The sequence below is a fragment of the Lichenibacterium ramalinae genome (genome assembly GCF_004137085.1).
Lineage (GTDB): Bacteria > Pseudomonadota > Alphaproteobacteria > Rhizobiales > Beijerinckiaceae > Lichenihabitans > Lichenihabitans ramalinae.
Window position 1 is genome coordinate 259994 of sequence record NZ_QYBC01000003.1, and the last position, 17106, is coordinate 277099.

At 72.2% G+C, this 17106-nt stretch carries 16 protein-coding genes; 12 read left to right on the forward strand and 4 right to left on the reverse strand.

From position 1 onward, the window contains the following. Positions 1 to 95 precede the first annotated feature (95 nt). From D3272_RS05380 to D3272_RS05390, 3 genes are all read right to left on the reverse strand, one after another. Entirely contained in the window at positions 96 to 335 is a 240-nt protein-coding gene (locus D3272_RS05380) for a hypothetical protein (protein WP_129218113.1), read from the reverse strand. A 96-nt stretch (positions 336 to 431) separates the two neighbouring features. Next, positions 432 to 1976: an amidohydrolase family protein gene (locus D3272_RS05385; RefSeq protein WP_129218114.1), complete on the reverse strand. Its 1545-nt coding sequence runs from the start codon at positions 1974 to 1976 to the stop codon at positions 432 to 434. A 91-nt stretch (positions 1977 to 2067) separates the two neighbouring features. Further along, the gene (locus D3272_RS05390) at positions 2068 to 2793 is read right to left on the reverse strand and encodes a GntR family transcriptional regulator (RefSeq protein WP_129218115.1); all 726 of its coding nucleotides are present in this window, start codon (positions 2791 to 2793) and stop codon (positions 2068 to 2070) included. Positions 2794 to 3033: 240 nt separating this feature from the next. Between D3272_RS05390 and D3272_RS05395 the strand changes: the two genes are divergently transcribed. The 11 genes from D3272_RS05395 (at position 3034) to D3272_RS05445 (ending at position 15089) form a co-directional block, all read left to right on the forward strand. Then, positions 3034 to 3933 (forward strand): ABC transporter substrate-binding protein, encoded by a 900-nt coding sequence (locus D3272_RS05395; protein WP_165361229.1) that lies wholly within the window; start codon positions 3034 to 3036, stop codon positions 3931 to 3933. Beyond that, positions 3923 to 4987 carry an ABC transporter substrate-binding protein gene (locus D3272_RS05400; protein WP_129218117.1) on the forward strand — a complete coding sequence of 355 codons (1065 nt, stop codon included), beginning with the start codon at positions 3923 to 3925 and terminating at the stop codon, positions 4985 to 4987. Before D3272_RS05395 ends, D3272_RS05400 begins: the two co-directional genes overlap by 11 nt. Continuing rightward, positions 4984 to 5877: an ABC transporter permease gene (locus tag D3272_RS05405; RefSeq protein ID WP_129218118.1), complete on the forward strand. Its 894-nt coding sequence runs from the start codon at positions 4984 to 4986 to the stop codon at positions 5875 to 5877. Before D3272_RS05400 ends, D3272_RS05405 begins: the two co-directional genes overlap by 4 nt. Continuing rightward, positions 5877 to 6683: an ABC transporter ATP-binding protein gene (locus tag D3272_RS05410; RefSeq protein WP_129218119.1), complete on the forward strand. Its 807-nt coding sequence runs from the start codon at positions 5877 to 5879 to the stop codon at positions 6681 to 6683. Before D3272_RS05405 ends, D3272_RS05410 begins: the two co-directional genes overlap by 1 nt. After that, positions 6680 to 7528, forward strand: coding sequence for a carbon-nitrogen hydrolase family protein (locus D3272_RS05415; protein ID WP_129218120.1), 849 nt, complete (start codon positions 6680 to 6682; stop codon positions 7526 to 7528). The genes D3272_RS05410 and D3272_RS05415 overlap by 4 nt, the downstream gene beginning before the upstream one ends. Continuing rightward, entirely contained in the window at positions 7525 to 8892 is a 1368-nt protein-coding gene (locus tag D3272_RS05420) for an amidase (protein ID WP_129218121.1), read from the forward strand. The genes D3272_RS05415 and D3272_RS05420 overlap by 4 nt, the downstream gene beginning before the upstream one ends. Before the next feature lie 20 nt (positions 8893 to 8912). Beyond that, on the forward strand, positions 8913 to 10439 hold the full coding sequence (locus D3272_RS05425) for an amidohydrolase family protein (RefSeq protein ID WP_165361230.1): 1527 nt from the start codon (positions 8913 to 8915) through the stop codon (positions 10437 to 10439). Between the two features lie 118 nt (positions 10440 to 10557). Beyond that, positions 10558 to 11547: a BMP family protein gene (locus D3272_RS05430; protein ID WP_165361231.1), complete on the forward strand. Its 990-nt coding sequence runs from the start codon at positions 10558 to 10560 to the stop codon at positions 11545 to 11547. A 7-nt stretch (positions 11548 to 11554) separates the two neighbouring features. Then, positions 11555 to 13105: an ABC transporter ATP-binding protein gene (locus D3272_RS05435; protein WP_129218124.1), complete on the forward strand. Its 1551-nt coding sequence runs from the start codon at positions 11555 to 11557 to the stop codon at positions 13103 to 13105. Continuing rightward, positions 13102 to 14157 carry an ABC transporter permease gene (locus D3272_RS05440; RefSeq protein WP_129218125.1) on the forward strand — a complete coding sequence of 352 codons (1056 nt, stop codon included), beginning with the start codon at positions 13102 to 13104 and terminating at the stop codon, positions 14155 to 14157. Before D3272_RS05435 ends, D3272_RS05440 begins: the two co-directional genes overlap by 4 nt. A 2-nt stretch (positions 14158 to 14159) precedes the next feature. Beyond that, the gene (locus D3272_RS05445; protein WP_129218126.1) at positions 14160 to 15089 is read left to right on the forward strand and encodes an ABC transporter permease; all 930 of its coding nucleotides are present in this window, start codon (positions 14160 to 14162) and stop codon (positions 15087 to 15089) included. 33 nt (positions 15090 to 15122) lie between these two features. Here the strand turns inward: D3272_RS05445 and D3272_RS05450 are convergent, their stop codons facing one another. Beyond that, positions 15123 to 16307 carry a pyridoxal-phosphate-dependent aminotransferase family protein gene (locus D3272_RS05450; protein ID WP_129218127.1) on the reverse strand — a complete coding sequence of 395 codons (1185 nt, stop codon included), beginning with the start codon at positions 16305 to 16307 and terminating at the stop codon, positions 15123 to 15125. A gap of 98 nt (positions 16308 to 16405) precedes the next feature. Here D3272_RS05450 and D3272_RS05455 point away from each other — a divergent pair, with 98 nt between their 5' ends. After that, complete coding sequence (locus D3272_RS05455) at positions 16406 to 17104, forward strand: GntR family transcriptional regulator (protein ID WP_129218128.1); 699 nt, start codon at positions 16406 to 16408, stop codon at positions 17102 to 17104. The last annotated feature ends 2 nt before the right edge of the window (positions 17105 to 17106 follow it).

The window sequence follows — 17106 nt, forward strand, 5'->3', positions numbered from 1 at the left end:
GGGCGCGGTCGCGTCGCCGACGGCAGCGCGACGGACCAGCGACCTATCCACCCCTGACGCCCGGATCCCGCGACGGATCCGGGCGGAAAAGCGTTTCAGGACGGGTGCGCGACCCGGCCGGGCCCGCCACGCCGCAGGCGGTTGGGACCGTGTGGATTATACCCGCCGCCGGGCCGGCAGGCGTCGAAATAGCCGCGATGGCGGCTCTTCCCGCAACGGCCCGACACCGGCGTCAGCGTCGAGGACGCGCCGCTCACGCTCTGCACCGGCATGGCATGCGCGGCGCAGAGCGTGAGCGGCAGAACGAGGAGTGCGGTGGCGAGAGCGAACTTCATCGGCTTGGGCCTTCCTGTGTCGGGGCGGACGTCTGGTGCGCGGTTCGGCATCGCTCTCGCGCGGCCGAACCCCGATCGATGCGGCGGCGCGGTGCCTCACGTCCGCGACGACGGGGCATAGAACGGCTCGCGCGCCGGCATGTCCTTGAGGTAGTCGGCGTAGAACGCCTCGACGTGGGGGAAGACCTGGCGGCGCAGCACGCGGCTCGTCTTCTCGGCCTCGGTGCGGGGGCGCGCCAGCGCTTCGGCGATCTCGGCCAGCACCTTGTCGCGGTCGACGTTGAGGAACCGCCCCTTCTCGTAGACGAGCTTGCCGCCCACCACGGTGGCGTCGACATGTTCGGTCTTGGCGCGCTGGATCAGGGCGTCGAGCATCGGCACGTCGTCGTCCTGGTAGGGGTAGAAGGCGCGCTCCACGTCGATCAGCACGGCATCGGCCATCCGGCCCGCCTCGAGCCTGCCGATGCTGGCGCCGAAGGCCGTGGTCATGGCGCCCCCTTCGGTCGCCATCTTCAGCACCTGCGGGCAGGAGGGCACGTCCGCCTCGCGCATGCCCGGCACGCGATGCACCCGGAGGGCCAGCCGCATCTCCTGCAGCATGTCGCGATCCTCGTTAATCCCCGCCTCGTCGAGCCCCATCCCGACCGTCACGCCCTTGGCTTCGAAGGCGTTGAGCGGCGCGACGCCGCTGCGCAGCCGGAGGTTCGAGGAGCAGTTGTGGCAGATGCAGGTGCCGGTCGAGGCCGCGACCTCGATGTCCTCCTCGGTCAGCCACACCCCGTGGCCGAGCGTCATGCCGGGGCCGAGCAGGCCGAGCCGGTGGAGATGCTTGACGGCCGTCGTCCCGGTGCGCCGGCGGGCATATTCCTTCTGGTAGACGGTCTCGAGCAGGTGCATGTGCATCGGCACCCGCGCGGCGTCGGCCTTTTCCTTCAAGGCCAGGAGCCCGTCGTCGGTGACCCAGTGGAGGTTGGCGGGCGCGAGCTGGATGCGGGTGAGGCTCTGGCCCCGGTTCTCGACCGTCAGCTGGTCGAACAGCGTGAGGTAGTCGGCGAAGGGCATGCGTTGGCGCTCGAGGTGGGGGGCCAGCAGGGCCGCCGTCTCGGCCGGCAGGCGCTTCAGGAAGTCCTCGTCGGCCTCGTAGACCAGGCGGTTCTGCTCGCGGACCGCGAAGCAGTAGGAGGCCCGCATGCCCAGCATGCGATAAGCGTCCAGCACCTTGGTGGAACAGGCGTGGATGTGGGACAGTGGCCCGGGAATCCAGCCGTGGATGTGCTGCACGGTTGTGATGCCGGAGGCCAGCATCTCGAAGGCCGAATACAGCGTGTCGAGCGTGAGGTCGACGGCGCGTCCCGAGATGCGGCTGGCGAACCACAGCTCCAGGGCGTAATCGGGCGAGCCGAGCTGCAGGGGCGTCAGGCCGACGTGGTGGTGGCTGTTGACGAAGCCCGGCAGCACGACGTGCTTCGACGAGCCGTAGGTCGGCGCTGCGGGGTATTTCCGCCGCATGGCTTCGGCGTCGCCGACCTCGACCACGATGCCGTCGCGGTGGACCACGGCGGCGTCCCGCAGCACGGTGGCGCGGTCCCGGTTCTCGACCCCGGTGACCACCCAGCCACCGACAAGCAAATTCTCCGACATCGCTGAACCCTGGTTTCGGCGGGCCGCCGCGCGGCGGCCCCGGTCGCCGGGGTTTTGCAAACCGCGTACCGCAGCGGAACGACCGGGGGCGTCAGGCCCCGGCCGGTGCCACGACGGCCTGCAGGACGGCCCGGAGGCTGATGCCGCCGCGTGGCTGCGGCGACAGGTCGAGGCCCTGTTCCAGCGCCCCGAGATGCGCCTCCATCTCCCGTGCGGCGCCCTCGGCATCGCCCGCCGCCATGAGGTCGATCAGGCGCCGGTGCTCGTGGGTCCGGCAGCCCGACGAGCCCGGACGCTGGTGGACCGAGATGGCCAGGATGGTGCGGGATACGAGTTCGCGCAGCATGGCGGCCACGATGGGATTGCCGGTGAGGTCCGCCATGATCAGGTGGAAGTCGCCCGAGAGGCGCAGGGCCGCCGTCTCGTCCCCCTCCCGATGAGCCCGGTCCTCGGCATCGGCGCAGGCGACGAGCGGGGCGAGGCCGCCTTCGCGCCTGGTGCCGCAGAGGCAGCGCACGATCCCGCCCTCCAGCATGCGGCGGGCGCCGAACAGGTGCTTGGCTTCGTCGAGCGGCGGCTGGGCCACGAAGGCACCGCGGTGGGGCACCAGCGTCACGAGGCCCTCGTCGCCGAGCCGCGCCAGGGCCCAGCGGACGGGGCCGCGCCCGCACCCGAACGTGTCGGCGATGACGTCCTCGGTCAGCTTGGTGCCGGGCGGCAGCCGCCGACCCACGATGGCCTCGCGCGTCGCCGCGAAGATGCGCTGCTTCACGGCCCCGGCCGCGGCCTCGCGCGCCGCCTCAGAGCCGTCCGGCACGGCGCCCTCCGCTTGGGCGTTCCGCCCAGATTGTTAACAATCCAAGTTCGATTTTGTGCACGATCTGAAAGCCGCTTCGTCAACATTCTGCTGCCGCGAGGCGTGCCAGAGCTTCACCCGGCTTGTCCAGCGCCGGGCAGCGCGTGGCACGGGCGTTTGGCATGGGCTTTGCGAAACGGCATGCAATGTGGGGCCGCGCTGCGGGCCCGCGGTGTCGGTCCCTCACGCGGAACAGCAGCCTTGATCCTCACCCATGGCGGCGCCCTCTCGAACCTCCCGCTCTTCCTCGCGCTCGACGCGGGGCTCGTGGCGGCCCGGGGCGTCGACGTGACGGCGCCCCCGCTGGCGGGCTTCGGGTCGACGGCGTCGCGGCTTCGCGACGGCACGGCGGATCTCGGGACGACGGGCTTCACCCAGCCGCTGGCCGATGCCGACGACGCCGACCCCCTGGTGATCGTGGCGGGGAGCGGGTTGCGCGGCATGGCGATCGTGGGGCGGCCCGGCACCGCGCTCGACGGCCTGTCGGGTCCGGTCGGCACCTTCGCCGACGACCCCATGCAGGTCCTGCTCGCCGACGCCGTCGCGCGATACGGCCTGGCGGATCGGGTCGAGGTCCGGTTCCTGTCCTCGCTCGCCGAGGCGGCGGGCGCGCTGGTGGCCGGCACCCTTGCTGCCGTCACCACGGTCGAGCCCTGGATCGGCCGGCTCCTCGGTCAGGGTTTCGCGCTCCTCAGCGACGGCACCGACCTGTGGGGGCGGGACTACCCCGATACGGTGCTGGTCGGGCGGCGCAGCACCGTCGCGGCCCGCCCCGAAGCCGTCACGGCCGTCATCGCCGCCATGCTCGATGCCGAAGCCCTGATCGCCCGGGACCCCGACGGGGCACTCGCCGCCGTGGCCCACCGCTTCCCGACCTTCTCGCCCGCCGAACTGCGGGCGGGCCTCGCCGGCCAGCCGCCTCGGGTCGACCTCGGCGGCCTCGAGGCGGCCGTATTCGGCCGCTGGCCCACTGTCCGGCGCCTCGCCGGCCGTGCGGACGGTTCTCCGCCGCCCGGGCTCATTGACCTCACCTGCCTCGCCGCCGCGCTGCGCCGCGCGGACCGGGCCTCCGCTCCCGAAAGGATCTCGCATGTCCATTGACCTGAAGCCTCCCGCGCCCGGCGTCTTCGCGAGCGCCGGCATCGACCGCCGCACCCTGCTGGCCCGCGCGGCCTGCGTGGGCGGCAGCCTCGCGGCGAGCCAGTTCCTGTGTTCCAGCCCGGCCGAAGCCGCGACGCTCACCACGCTCAAGGCCACCCACGGGACGGGCCTGTGCAACTGCCCGTTCTTCATGGTCAAGGAGAAGGACTTCGGGAAGGCCGACGGCCTCGCGCTCGACTTCGTCACCACGCCGACCAACGCCGACATCGCGGCCCTGTTCGGCGCCGGCGTGGTCGACGTCTCCGTCGTGCCCTACACCAACTTCATGACGCTCTACGACGCCGGCGCGCCGGTGAAGATCGTGTCGGGCTCCGGCGTCCAGGGCTGCGTGATCGTGGCCCAGCCCGGCATCGCCTCGGCCCAGGACCTCAGGGGCAAGACGATCGGCACCTTCCAGGCCGACACGCTGGAGATGCTGCCGCTCGACTACCTCAAGAAGGCCGGCATGAGCTTCGCCGACGTGAAGGTCCGCTACTTCGGCACCTCGCCGGAACTGGCGCAGGCCTTCATCGGCGGCAACATCGACGCCATGTGCCACATCGAGCCCTATGCGTCGCAGGCGCTGGCCTCGCGCAACGGCGCCGTCAAGCTGTCGGACGGCACCGATGTCTACGGCCCGCTCTACACCGACTGCGTCCTGGCGGTGCGCTCGAAGCTCATCCAGGAGAATCGCCCGGCCGTGAAGGCGCTCATCAAGGCCATGATGATGGGCCAGCACTTCGAGGAGACCGACCGGGAGGCGGCGATCAAGCTGACCACCCCCAAATACTTCAAGACCACCTTCGACGCGGCGCTCGACGCCTCCACCAAGCAGCCCGGCATGGTCGACCAGCGCAAGAACCAGGAGTTCATTCTCGGCCGCGCCCAGAACCTCAAGGACCTGCGCTACATCAAGGCGCTGCCGAGCGCCGACATCTTCGACTGGTCCATGCTCAACGAGGTGATCGCCGAGAACCCCGACCTCTACGGCCAGCTGAAGCTGAAGTCCGCATGAAGGCGCTCCCCCTGTCGGCGGGCGCGCTGCCCGCCGTCGCCTCGACGACCGTGCGGCGCGTGCGCTCGGTCAGGGGCGTCGCCGTCGCCTTCTGGTGGGTGCTCTCCATCGGGTGCTTCGCCGGCCTGTGGGAGGCGGCCTGGGCGGTCGGCTGGGCCGACCCGCTGCTGCTGCCCCCGCCGCACATCTTCCTGGCGCACTTCTCGGACCAGGCGCAGGCCTTCTCGTCGAGCGACGTCATCGGCGAAGTGTCGACGGACAGCGCTTATCTGGCGCTGCTGACCACCATCGTGGCGTCGAGCCTGCGCGTCATCGCCGGGCTCGCGCTCGGCTTCACCTGCAGCGTCGGCATGGGCCTGCTGATCCGCTACTTCAAGCCGTTCGGCAACATCACCCTGCCCACCATCACGCTGCTGGCGCCGATCTCGCCCATCGCCTGGCTGCCCGTCGCCATCTTCATCTTCGGCATCGGCAACCCGCCGGCGATCTTCATGGTCTTCATCTCTCTGTTCTTCGTCATGACGCTGTCGACGATCAGCCAGATCGATGCCGTGAGCCGGACCTACCTCAACGTGGGCGCCATCATGGGGGCGAGCCGCCGTCAGCTCTTCCTCCACGTCATCATCCCGGCCATCCTGCCGTCGCTGTTCATGACGCTGCGCATGAACCTCTTCGGCGCCTGGATGGTGGTACTGGTGGCGGAGGCGACGGGCGTCGGTAGCGGGCTCGGCCAGATCGTCATGCTGGCCCGCAACACCTTCAACTCCAGCCTCTCGTTCTTCACCATGACGCTGATCGGCCTCGTGGGCTTCCTGTTCGACGTCGCGCTGCGTCAAATCCAGAACCGGGTATTGTTCTGGGTGCCGCCGAGCGCCGTGGGGCGGCTCTGATGGACCGCCCGCTGTCCGCCAAGCCCCCGCTCATCGCCTGCCGCGGCGTCGGCAAGCGATGGGAGACGGCGGGAGGCACCGTCACGGCACTCGACGGCATCGACCTCTTGGTCGACCGGCGCGAGTTCGTGGTCTTTCTCGGCCCGAGCGGCTGTGGCAAGAGCACGCTCCTCTACCTCATCGCGGGGCTCGAGCAGCTGACGAGCGGCACCATCTCGAGCGGGGGCGCCGAGGTGACCGGGCCGGGTACCGACCGCGGGCTGATCTTCCAGGAGTCTTCGCTGTTTCCCTGGATGTCGGTCGGTGAGAACGTCACCTTCGGGTTGAAGCTGCGCGGCATGGGAACCGACGAGCGGCGCAGCCTTGCGGCCGATCTCCTGCGCAAGGTCGGCCTCGCCGATGCGGCCGACAAACGTCCCGACCAGCTTTCCGGAGGCATGCGCCAGCGGGCCGCCATGGCACGCGCCCTGGCGCTGCGGCCCGAGGTGCTGCTGCTCGACGAGCCCTTCGCGGCGCTCGACGTCCAGACCCGCTCCAAGATGCAGGATTTCCTCATCGAGGTGTGGCGCGAGAGCGGCGCCTCGATGCTCTTCGTGACCCATCACATCGACGAGGCCGTGGGGCTGGCGGACCGGGTCGTGGTTTTCACGGCGCGGCCGGGCCGCATCAAGAGCATCGTGCCCGTCGACCTGCCGCGCCCGCGCGACCCTCGCAGCCCCGCGTTCCACGCCCTGTCCGACCACCTGACCGACCTGCTGCGCGACGAGGTCGACCGCGCCTTCGCCGAGCAGGAGCGCGTGGCGTGAGCCTCGCGATCGCCGCCGCCCAGCTGCCGGGCTGCACGATGGACCTCGCCGCCAACGTCGGGGTCGCCGAGGCGGCGGTCCGCGATGCCGCGCGCCGCGGCGCCCGCATCGTGGCCCTGCCCGAGATGGCGACGCTGCCCTACTTCTGCGGCGACGCCCCGGGGCCCTACCGGGCCTGGGCCGAGGCCGCCGACGGGCCGCTGGCCCACCGGTTCTCGGCCCTCGCGGCCGAAACCGGCACGGCCGTCTTCCTGCCCTTCTACGAGCGCGACGCCGCCACAGGCCGTTACCACAATGCCGTCCTGGGGTTCGGGCCGGACGGGGTGGCGCTGCGTCGGGGCCCCGTCGCGCGCAAGCTTCACCTGCCGGTCGGCGACGACCCCCCGCCGGGCTTCGACGAGCGGGCGCATTTCGCGGCCGGCGATGCCCTGCACGTCGTCGAGGCCTGCGGGCTGCGCATCGGCGTGCTCGTCTGCTACGACCGCCGCTTCCCCGAAGCCTGGCGGGCGCTGCGCCGCCTCGGGGCCGATCTCGTCATCGTGCCGGTGGCGGGCAGCGGGGGCGACGACATGGACTTCTTCGTCGGCGAGATGCGCACCCACGCCCGCGAGAACGGGCTCGCCGTGCTCTGCGCCAACAAGGTCGGCGACGAATACGTGGGTGGGGGCATCGTCGACAACTACGGCTATTCGGCCGCCATCGGCGCCGACGGGGCTGTGCTGGCGTTGCGCCCGCGCCAGGAAGGGCCCGGCATCCTCCTCGCCGACCTCGACGCCGCCGCCATTCCGGAGGTCCGGCGCAGGCTGCGCTACTACGACGACCGCCGCCAGGACCTCTTCGCATGAGCCTCGCACCCGGCTCCGCCCTCGCGGTCGCCGACGCGGTCTGCCGGGGCCGCCGACGGGTCTCCGACGTCGTCGCCGAAGCCCTCGAGCGGATCGCGGCCCGCGACTCCGCCATCAATGCCGTCGTGACGGTCGACCCGGACGACAGCCTCCGCCAGGCCGCGGCGGTCGAGCGCCGCCTCGCCGCCGGCGAACGCCCCGCCCTCGCGGGCGTGCCGGTCGTGGTGAAGGATGCCGTCTGGGTCGCGGGCTGGCGCGTCACCCAGGGTTCGCGGCTCTTCGCCGATTTCGTCGCGCCCCGGGACAATGTCGCGGTCGCGCGGCTGCGGGCCGCCGGCGCGGTCGTGGTCGGCATGGCCAACATGTCGGAGTTCGGCTGCAAGGGCGTGACCTCCAACCCCTTGCACGGCACGACACGCCATCCGCTCGACCCGGAGCTGACCCCCGGAGGCTCCAGCGGCGGCTGCGCCTCGGCGCTCGGGGCTGATCTCGTGCCGCTGGCGCTGGGCACCGATGGTGGCGGCTCGGCGCGCCGCCCCGCCGCCCATGCGGGCGTGGTCGGGTTCAAGCCTTCGGGCGGCATCCTGGCCAACGGGCCCGGCTTTCCGGGCGGCGGCTCGCTGACCTCGGTCCTCGCCCCGATGGCCCGCTCCGTCGCCGACGTCGCGGCGCTGTTCGCCGCCCTGCTCGGCGGCGACCCGGCCGATCCGCTGTCGGTGGCCTTGCCGGCGATGAGGGACGCCGGCGCGCCGAGGATCGCCTTCGCGCCCCGTCTCGGGCTCGACGTTCCGGTCGACGCCGACGTGGCCGCCGCGGTCGCCGGGGCCGCCGCCCGCCTCGCCGAGGCGGGATACACCGTCGTCGACGCCGAACCCGATTGGCCCGACGGCGCTTCGGAACGCGCCCTCATGCCGCTGCAGTGGGATGGCGTCGCGCGGCTCCACGGCGAAGCCTGGCGCCGCGACCCCGCGCTGTTCGACCCCTACATCGCCGACCAGATCGGCCGGGGCCTCGCCCAGCCCGCCGCCGACGTCGCGGCGGCGCGCGCCATGGCGGCGGCGGTCGCCCGGGCCGCCGACCTTTTCTTCGCGCGCCACGATCTCGTCGTCGGCCCCACCACGCCCTGCGTGGCCTGGCGGCACGACAGGCTCGGGCCCGCCGAGATCGACGGACGCCCGGTCGACGACCGGGCCCACGCGGTCTTCACGCCCTTCCTCAACCACGCCCTCGCCTCGGCCATCTCGATCCCCTGCGGCGTCGATCGCCGGGGCCTGCCGATCGGCCTGCAGATCGCCGGCCCCCGCTTCGCCGACCGCCGCGTCCTGGCGCTGGCGGGCGACGCCGAGCGCCTGCTCGCCGCATGAGCGAACCCTCGGAGACCCGCATGATCCTGATCCGCGGCGGCCGCGTCTACGACCCGGCGGGCGACACCGATCGTCCCGCCTTGCGCGATGTGGTGATCGAGGGCGACACGATCCTGTCGGTGTCGGCGCCCGACGAGGACGGGGACGCGAAGCGGCGCGTCGCCGCCATGGCGACGCAGGGCCGCGCCGAGGTGATCGACGCGCGCGACCGGCTCGTCGTGCCGGGCTTCGTCAATGCCCACTACCATTCCTACGACACCCTGGCGAAGGGACTGATCGAGGATGCGCCCTTCGACCTCTGGGCCTTGCAGACGCAGCCGGCCTTCTACGGGCGGCGGTCGCGCGAGGAACTGCGGCTCCGCACGCTGCTCGGCGCCATGGAATGCTTGAAGGCCGGCATCACCACCGTGCAGGACATGTGCACGCTGGTGCCGCAGGACGAGGATACGCTGGACGTCATCGCCGACGCCTATGCCGAGGTCGGCATCCGGGTGGTTTTCGCACTGGCGCTTCGCGACCTCGGCGACCTCGACATCGCGCCTTTCCTGCCCGAGATCCACGACGAGGCGGTCCGCCGGGCCGTGACGGGTGCGCCGCGGGACGCCGCCGAGGACCTCGCCTTCGCCGAAAGTCAGATCCGCCGCCGGCCCGCCGCGGGCCTGTGGCACTGGGGCGTGAGCGCGTCCGGGCCGCAGCGCTCGTCGAACGCCTTGCTGGAGGGCGTGGCGACGCTGTCCGAACGGCATGGGCTGCCGATCTTCACCCACGTCTACGAGACGCGCGCCCAGGTCGCCAAGGCGCGCCGGGTCTACGGCCCGCAGGGTGGATCCATGATCCGCCACATGGCGGAGGTGGGGATCCTGGGTCCCCGCACCACCATGGCCCACGGCGTGTGGATCGCGCCCGACGAGATCGCCGCCATCGCGGCATCGGGGGCGAGCCTGGCCCACAACCCCCTCAGCAACATGAAGCTGAAGAGCGGCGTCGCCCCCATCCGGGCGCTCCGGTCGGAGGGCGTGAATCTCGGGATCGGCTGCGACAACTGCTCCTGCGGCGACTGCCAGAACATGTTCCAGGGCATGAAGATGTTCTGCCTGCTCGCCGGCGTCGCCGATCCCGAACCGACCGGTGTCCACGCCGTGCATGCGCTCGAGGCCGCGACGCTGGGCGGGGCGCGGGCCGTCGGGCTCGGCGAGGCGCTCGGCGCGGTGGCCCCGGGACGCAAGGCCGACCTCAGCCTCGTCGACCTTTCGGGCCTCGCCTTCACGCCCCTCAACAGTGCCGTGCGGCAGCTCGTGTTCAGCGAAACCGGCTCCGGGATCGACACCGTCCTGGTCGGCGGGCGCGTCGTGGTACGCGACCGCCGCCTGACCACCGTGGACGAGGCCGCGTTCCGCGCCGAGCTCGCCGACATCATGCCGGCCTTCCGGCGGGACTTCGACGGGCTGCGGCGGACAAGCGACGCCGCCGCGCCGGCGCTGCGCGAGGCCCTGCGCCGCCTCGATGAGGTCGATGTCGGCCTCGAACGACACCTCGCCCGGCGCTGACGGGCTTCCGCGCGGCACAGGCTGGCATGCCGATTGCTGCCCGTCGCGTCGTGGCGGCCCAGAAGCGCGAGAGAACATTATTATGTATTCACCATGTCCTTCGACGGCGCGGAGCCTGATGATTGTGGCGGCATCGGCCTGCGCGCTCGCGGGCAATGCCGCGGCCGCCGATGCGCCCAAAGCCGCCATGCTGCTGCCCGGCAGCATCAACGACCAGAGCTGGAACGCGATCGGCTATTCGGGGCTGATGGCCATCAAGGCGCTCGGCTTCGACGTCGCCTACACCGAGAACACGCCCGATTCCGACGACGCCACCGCCATGGAGGACTATGCCCAGCACGGCTATTCCGTCGTCCTCGGGCATTCCGGCCGCTTCCTGTCGGCGGCCCAGCGCGTCGGGCCCGACTACCCGAAGGTGCAATTCATCGTGGGCGGTGGCGCTGCGGGCCAGAGCCCCAACGTGGCGTCGATCGACTACGACAATGCCGCCTTCGGTTGCCAGCTCGGCGTGCTGGCGGCGCGCATGTCGAAGAGCGGCAAGGTCGGCGGCGTCTACGGGCTCGAGGGCCTGCCCAACATCGTCGCCCAGGCGGGCGGGTTCCGCCTCTGCGCCAAGACCGCCAACCCGGCCATCCAGGTCACGATCGTCTACGTCAAGGACATGGAGGATGCCGCCGCCGCCAAGGAGGCCGCCCTCTCGCTCATCGCCGACGGCGCCGACGTGCTGACCGGCAAGCTCAACGCCGCCCAGAACGGCCTCGTGCAGGCCGCCAAGGACAAGGGCGTCTACGTCACGGGCCGCGATCCATCGAGCGTCGAGACCGCGCCCAAGGCGGTGCTCACCAACGTGCTGGAGTTCTGGGACCAGATGTACGCCAAGACGGCCGCGCAGGCGAAAGCCGGCCACCTCGTCTCGGGTTTCGTGCGCTACGGCTACAACACGGCGGACCAGACCGTGGGGGCGACGCTGGCCTACGACAAGGGCGCGAAGTTCAACCCCGTGGTTCCCGCCGCCGTGGCGGCCGAGGTCGACGGCATGGGCGCGAAGTTCGCCTCCGGCGCCCTCAAGATCGCGCCGACGCCGGACGACGCCAAGGGCGGCCGGTAACGCCGCCGTGCACGAAGCCAGCCCCGCCGCTGCCCGGCCGACCCGCATCCTCGAGATGCGCGGCATCGCCAAGAGCTACGGCGCCGTGCGCGCCAATGCCGGCATCGACCTCGACGTCGAGGCCGGCCAGATCGTCGGCCTGCTCGGCGAAAACGGCTCGGGCAAGAGCACCCTCATGAAGGTGCTGTTCGGCATGGTGAAGCCGGACGCGGGCGGCATCGTCTACAAGGGGCGGGAGCTGTCGGGTCACGACCCGAGGGCGGCGCTCGCGGCCGGCATCGGCATGATCCACCAGCATTTCATGCTGGTGGAGGCCATGACGGTGGCGGAAAACGTCATGCTGGGCTGGGATGCGGCCGGGCGCTGGCTGAAGCGCGGCGCCATGGCGACGGCGGTGCGGGACACCAGCGCCCGCTTCGGGCTCGACATCGACCCGGAGGCCCGGGTCGGCGACCTGTCGCTCGGCCGCCGGCAGCGCGTCGAGATCCTGAAGGCCCTGATGCGGGGCGTCGACCTGCTGATCCTCGACGAGCCGACCTCCAACCTCACGCCCGGCGAGGTCGCGGGCCTCTTCGGCGTCCTCCGCCAACTCAAGGCGCAGGGCAAGGGCGTGGTGCTGATCACCCACAAGCTGCACGAGATCCTCGAGATCACCGACGCCGTCGTCGTGCTGCGGGACGGGACGGTGAGCGGGCGCCGCCCGACCCGGGATGCGAGTGCCGGCGACCTTGCCCGCATGATGGTGGAGCGCGACGTCACGGCGGCGCTGCCCCGCATCGCCACGGGGCGGGGCGGGGCGCCGCTGCTGTCCGTCGTCGGCCTCACGGTCGCGGGCTCCGCCGGGGACGCGCTGGACGATGTCTCCTTCGACCTCGCTCCGGGCGAAGTGCTGGCCGTGGCGGGGATCGACGGCAACGGGCAGTCCGCCCTCGTCGAGGCCGTCGCGGGCCTGCGCCGGCCGGAGGCCGGGAGCATCGCGCTGCTCGGACGGGACGTGACGGGGGCGAGCGTCGCCGCCCGGGTGCGGGCGGGTCTCGCCTATATCCCGGCCGATCGCGGCATGACGAGCCTCGTCCAAGGCATGAGCATCGCCGAGAACCTCGCCCTGCGCGACATCGGGCGTGCCCCCCACTCGCGCCTGTCCTGGCTCCGGCGGGGCGGCATGGACCAGGAGGCGCGCCGCCGCATCCGCGACTTCGCCATCCGCACCGCCGGGCCGGCCGCGGCGGCCCGCGACCTGTCCGGCGGCAACCAGCAGAAGATCGTCATCGCCCGGGAGATGGACCGCCGCCCCCGCGTGCTGGTGGCGTTCCAGGCGACCTGGGGCCTCGATCCCGGCGCGGCCCGCTTCGTCCAGGAGCAGGTCATGGCGATGCGCAACGCCGGCCATGCCGTGCTCTACGTGGCCTCCGAACTCGACGAAGTGCTGGCGCTCGGCGACCGCATCGGGGTGCTCTGTGGAGGCCGCATGGTGGCCATCGTGCCGCGGGAGGCCGTCGACCTGCGCGAGATCGGCCTGATGATGGCGGGACACCCCGGCGGTGAGGTGACGGCATGACGGATGCCACCCAGACCCCGCGCGCGCGCCTCGCCCTGCTGCGGCCCGGCTCCTGGCGCCCGCTCGCCGGCCTCGGCCTCGCCTTCGCGATCGCGGCGGCGCTCATCGCGATCGCGGGCGCCAATCCCCTCACGGCCTTCGGGGCGGCGCTGTCCGGTGCCTTCGGCTCGCCCGGCCAGGTCGCCACCGCCCTCACCAAGGCGACCCCCTACCTGCTCTGCTCGACCGGCGTGGCGCTCTGCTTCCGGGCGGGCGTCATCAACATCGGCGGCGAGGGGCAGATCGCGCTCGGCGGCCTCGCCGCCACCGCCGCAGCCCTTGCCTGGCCCATCGCCGACCCGTTCGCCGCCACGGCGGCGGCGCTCGCCGCCGGGGCGCTCGGGGGGCTCGCCTGGGCCGCCCTCGCGGCGGTGCTCCATCTCACCCGGCGCGTCCACGAGGTGCTGATCACGCTGCTGATGAACTTCATCGCCCTGCTGATGGTGGGCGAAACCCTGCGCGAGGGCCTGGGGGAGGTCGGGGCGGGTTTTCCCCAGTCGCCGTTGCTGCCCCGCGCCGTGTGGCTGACGCGGCTCATGCCACCGACCAGCCTCAACGTCGGCGTTTTCATCGCCCTGGCGGTGGCGCTGCTCGCCGCCTTGCTGCTCTGGCGGACCACCTTCGGCTTCGCCATCCGGGCCACGGGCGCCAGCCGCCGTGCCGCCGCCTATGCGGGTTTCTCGGTGCCGGGCGTGGTCTTCGGCGTCATGTGCCTCGGCGGCGCGACGGCGGGCCTCGCCGGCGCCGTGCAGGTGATGGGCGTCCAGTACCGCCTGATCGAGGGCTATTCGACCGGCTTCGGCTTCATCTCGGTCGCCATCGCGCTGCTGGGCGGGCTCGACCCGCTGCTGCTGATCCCGGCGAGCGTCTTCTTCGGCTTCCTCGAGACCGGCATGGCGGCGATGCAGCGGCAGGTCGGGGTCCCGTCGGCGCTGGTCGGGGTCATCGAGGGGCTGGTGATGCTGACGGTGCTGGCCGGGACGGCCTCGGGCGCCCGCCAGGCGAGGGTGTGACGATGGATTGGGCCCACCTCCTCGACCTGCTGGCAGCGACGATCCGCATCGCGACGCCCCTCGCCTTTGCCGCCATGGGCGGCATCCTCTCCGAACGGGCCGGCGTCTTCGCCGTCGGGCTCGAGGGCATGATGCTGTCGGGGGCCTGCGGGGCGGCGGTGGGTGCCGTGCTGCTCGGCCCCGCCGCCGGCATCCTCGGGGCGGCGCTCTGCGGCGGCGCCATGGGGGCGGTGATCGCCACCGTGACGGTGCGCCATGGCGCCGACAACATGGTGACGGGCATCGCCGCCAACATCCTCGCCATCGGTCTGACGAACTTCCTGGTGCGGGTTCTGCTCGGCCACGGCGCCTCGCCCCGCATCCACATCGACCTCCTCGGGCCGGTGCGGATCCCGCTGCTCGCCGACCTGCCCGGCCTGGGGCCGCTGCTCTTCGATCAGCCCTGGCTCACCTATATGGCGGCGCTGGTCCCGCTGCCCCTGACGCTGTTCCTCTCCCGCAGCCGCTGGGGGCTGACGCTGCGGGCGGCGGGCGAGAACCCGCTGGCGGTCTTCGCGGTCGGCGGCGACCCGCTGGCGATCCGCTTCCGCGCCGTCGTGGCCTGCGGAGCTGTCGCAGGGATCGGCGGCGCCGTCCTGGTGCTGGGGCAGGTCGGCACCTTCACCGACAACATGACGGCCGGGCGCGGCTACCTCGCCCTCGCCGCCATCATCGTGGGCCGCTGGACGCCCTGGCCCACCATCGCGGCCTGCCTGCTCTTCGCCGCCGCCGACGCCCTGACCCTGCGCGTGCAGGTCTTCTCGCTGCCGGTCAGCTCCTACGTGGTGCAGATGCTGCCCTACGCCCTCGCCCTCGCCGTGCTGGTCGGCCTCGGCCACTCGGCCCGCCTCCCCGCCGCCGCCGGCACGACGTTCCGGCGCGGGGGCGGCTAGATGGGCGAGGTTCGGACCGGACGGCGGCCGGCGTCACCCCGGCACCGGCCCGCGGTTTCCGCCCAGCACCGCCATGGCGGCGTCGAGGCCGCCGGCCCCGATCGGGACGCCCGAAGCCCTGAGTCCCATCTCGACGCCCGACAGCGTCGCCAGCACGGCGAGGTCGTTGAAGTCGCCGAGGTGGCCGATGCGGAACACCCGGTCGGCCAGGGGGCCGAGCCCGTTGCCGAGCGACATGTCGGAGCGGGCCAGGACCTCGGCCCGCAGCGCGTCGGCGGAGTGTCCCTCGGGCATCCGCACCGCCGTCAGCGAGGCCGAGCAGGCGGACGGGACGCGGCACTGCAGGTCGAGGCTCCAGGCGGCGACGCAGGCCCGGGTCGCCGCCGCGGCTCGTGCGTGGCGGGCGAAGACGGCGTCGAGGCCCTCGTCGGCGAGGAGGTCCAGCGCGGCCTTGAGGCCCTGCAGGAGGTTGGTCGAGGGCGTGTAGGGGAAGAAGCCGTTGCGGTTCGCCGCCAGCATCTCGTCCCAGGCCCAGAAGGAGCGCGGGCTGCGCGACGTCTCGGAGGCGGCCAGCGCCCGGGGCGAGAGGGCGTTGAAGCTGAGGCCCGGCGGCAGCATCAGCCCCTTCTGCGAGCCTCCGACCGTGACGTCGACGCCCCACTCGTCGTGGCGATAGTCCATCGAGGCCAGGGACGAGATGGTGTCCACCAGCAGCAGCGCCGGGTGGCGGGCGGCGTCGATGGTGCGGCGCAGCGCAGCAATGTCCGACGCGACCCCGGTCGAGGTCTCGTTGTGGACGATGGCCACGGCCTTGATGCCGTGACGGCGATCGGCCGCCAGCGCCTCGGCGACGGCTTCCGCCCGCACGGGCGAGCGCCAGTCGCCCGGCAGGTTCTCGACGACGAAGCCGAGCCGCTCCGCCATGCGCCGCCAAAGCGAGGCGAACCAGCCCGTCTCGACCATCAGTACCCGGTCGCCGGGCGACAGCGTGTTGACCAGCGCGGCTTCCCAGGCGCCCGTGCCCGAGGCGGGGTAGATCACCACCGGGGACGCCGTCTTGAACACGGTCCGGATGCCGCCCAGCACGTCGAGCGCCAAGGCCCGGGAAGCGGGCCCGCGATGGTCGATGGTGGGGCGCGCGATGGCGTCCAGCACGGCCGCCGGCACGTTGGTGGGCCCCGGGATCTGAAGGGCGTGTCGCCCGGCCTGCCTGGTCATCCGTCGCGTTCTCCTCGCGCCGGCGGGCCGGCAGCTTGTGAGCAGATTGAATATTGTATTATAAAGCGAGCCGCGACAAGCCGGTGGGAGGAGGGCGCGTGACGCGCATCGTGGCGGACCTGAACCTCAACCGGCGCTATATCCACGACGAGGTGGCGGACCGGCTGCGGGGTCTCATCCTGTCGGGCGAGCTTCCGCCGCGCTCCCGCGTCAACGAACTCGAACTCGCGGAGCGGTTCGGCATCTCGCGCACGCCCCTGCGCGAGGCCATCAAGATCCTGGCCACGGAAGGGTTGCTCGAGCTCCTGCCGAACCGGGGCGCCCGCGTGGCGGTGCTGTCGGCCGCCGAGATCGACGACATGCTGCTGGTGATCGGCGGGCTCGAGGCCATGGCAGCGGAACTCGCCTGCGCGCGCATCACCGAGCCGGAAGTCGACGCCATCGCGGCGCACCATCGCGCCATGGTGGAGCATTGGCGGGCCGGCGAGGAATCGGCCTATTTCGCCCGCAACCGTGCCATCCACGAAGCCATCATGGAGGCGGGGCGCAACCCGGTGCTGGCGGGGCTTTACGCCAACCTGTCGGGCCGGATCGCCCGGGCGCGCTTCACCGCCCACAAGACGCCCGCGCAATGGGCCAAAGCCGTCGACGAGCACGAGCGCATGCTGGATTTGCTGCGCCGTCGCCAGGGTCCGCGGCTCGCCCGGTTGATGCGGGCCCACCTGCGCGGCAAGACCCCGGTGATCGCCGCCGCCTTCGGGCCGGAAGCGGCGGCCGGCGGCTCGGAAGAGGAGTGACC

What these genes read in the sequence shown, in the direction of transcription:
- D3272_RS05385 (WP_129218114.1), bottom strand. Translation starts at nt 1,976, where the DNA reads ATGTCGGAGAATTTGCTTGTCGGTGGCTGGGTGGTCACCGGGGTCGAG.
- D3272_RS05445 (WP_129218126.1), top strand. Translation starts at nt 14,160, where the DNA reads ATGGATTGGGCCCACCTCCTCGACCTGCTGGCAGCGACGATCCGCATC.
- D3272_RS05400 (WP_129218117.1), top strand. Translation starts at nt 3,923, where the DNA reads ATGTCCATTGACCTGAAGCCTCCCGCGCCCGGCGTCTTCGCGAGCGCC.
- D3272_RS05425 (WP_165361230.1), top strand. Translation starts at nt 8,913, where the DNA reads ATGATCCTGATCCGCGGCGGCCGCGTCTACGACCCGGCGGGCGACACC.
- D3272_RS05405 (WP_129218118.1), top strand. Translation starts at nt 4,984, where the DNA reads ATGAAGGCGCTCCCCCTGTCGGCGGGCGCGCTGCCCGCCGTCGCCTCG.
- D3272_RS05440 (WP_129218125.1), top strand. Translation starts at nt 13,102, where the DNA reads ATGACGGATGCCACCCAGACCCCGCGCGCGCGCCTCGCCCTGCTGCGG.
- D3272_RS05420 (WP_129218121.1), top strand. Translation starts at nt 7,525, where the DNA reads ATGAGCCTCGCACCCGGCTCCGCCCTCGCGGTCGCCGACGCGGTCTGC.
- D3272_RS05380 (WP_129218113.1), bottom strand. Translation starts at nt 335, where the DNA reads ATGAAGTTCGCTCTCGCCACCGCACTCCTCGTTCTGCCGCTCACGCTC.
- D3272_RS05430 (WP_165361231.1), top strand. Translation starts at nt 10,558, where the DNA reads ATGATTGTGGCGGCATCGGCCTGCGCGCTCGCGGGCAATGCCGCGGCC.
- D3272_RS05410 (WP_129218119.1), top strand. Translation starts at nt 5,877, where the DNA reads ATGGACCGCCCGCTGTCCGCCAAGCCCCCGCTCATCGCCTGCCGCGGC.
- D3272_RS05450 (WP_129218127.1), bottom strand. Translation starts at nt 16,307, where the DNA reads ATGACCAGGCAGGCCGGGCGACACGCCCTTCAGATCCCGGGGCCCACC.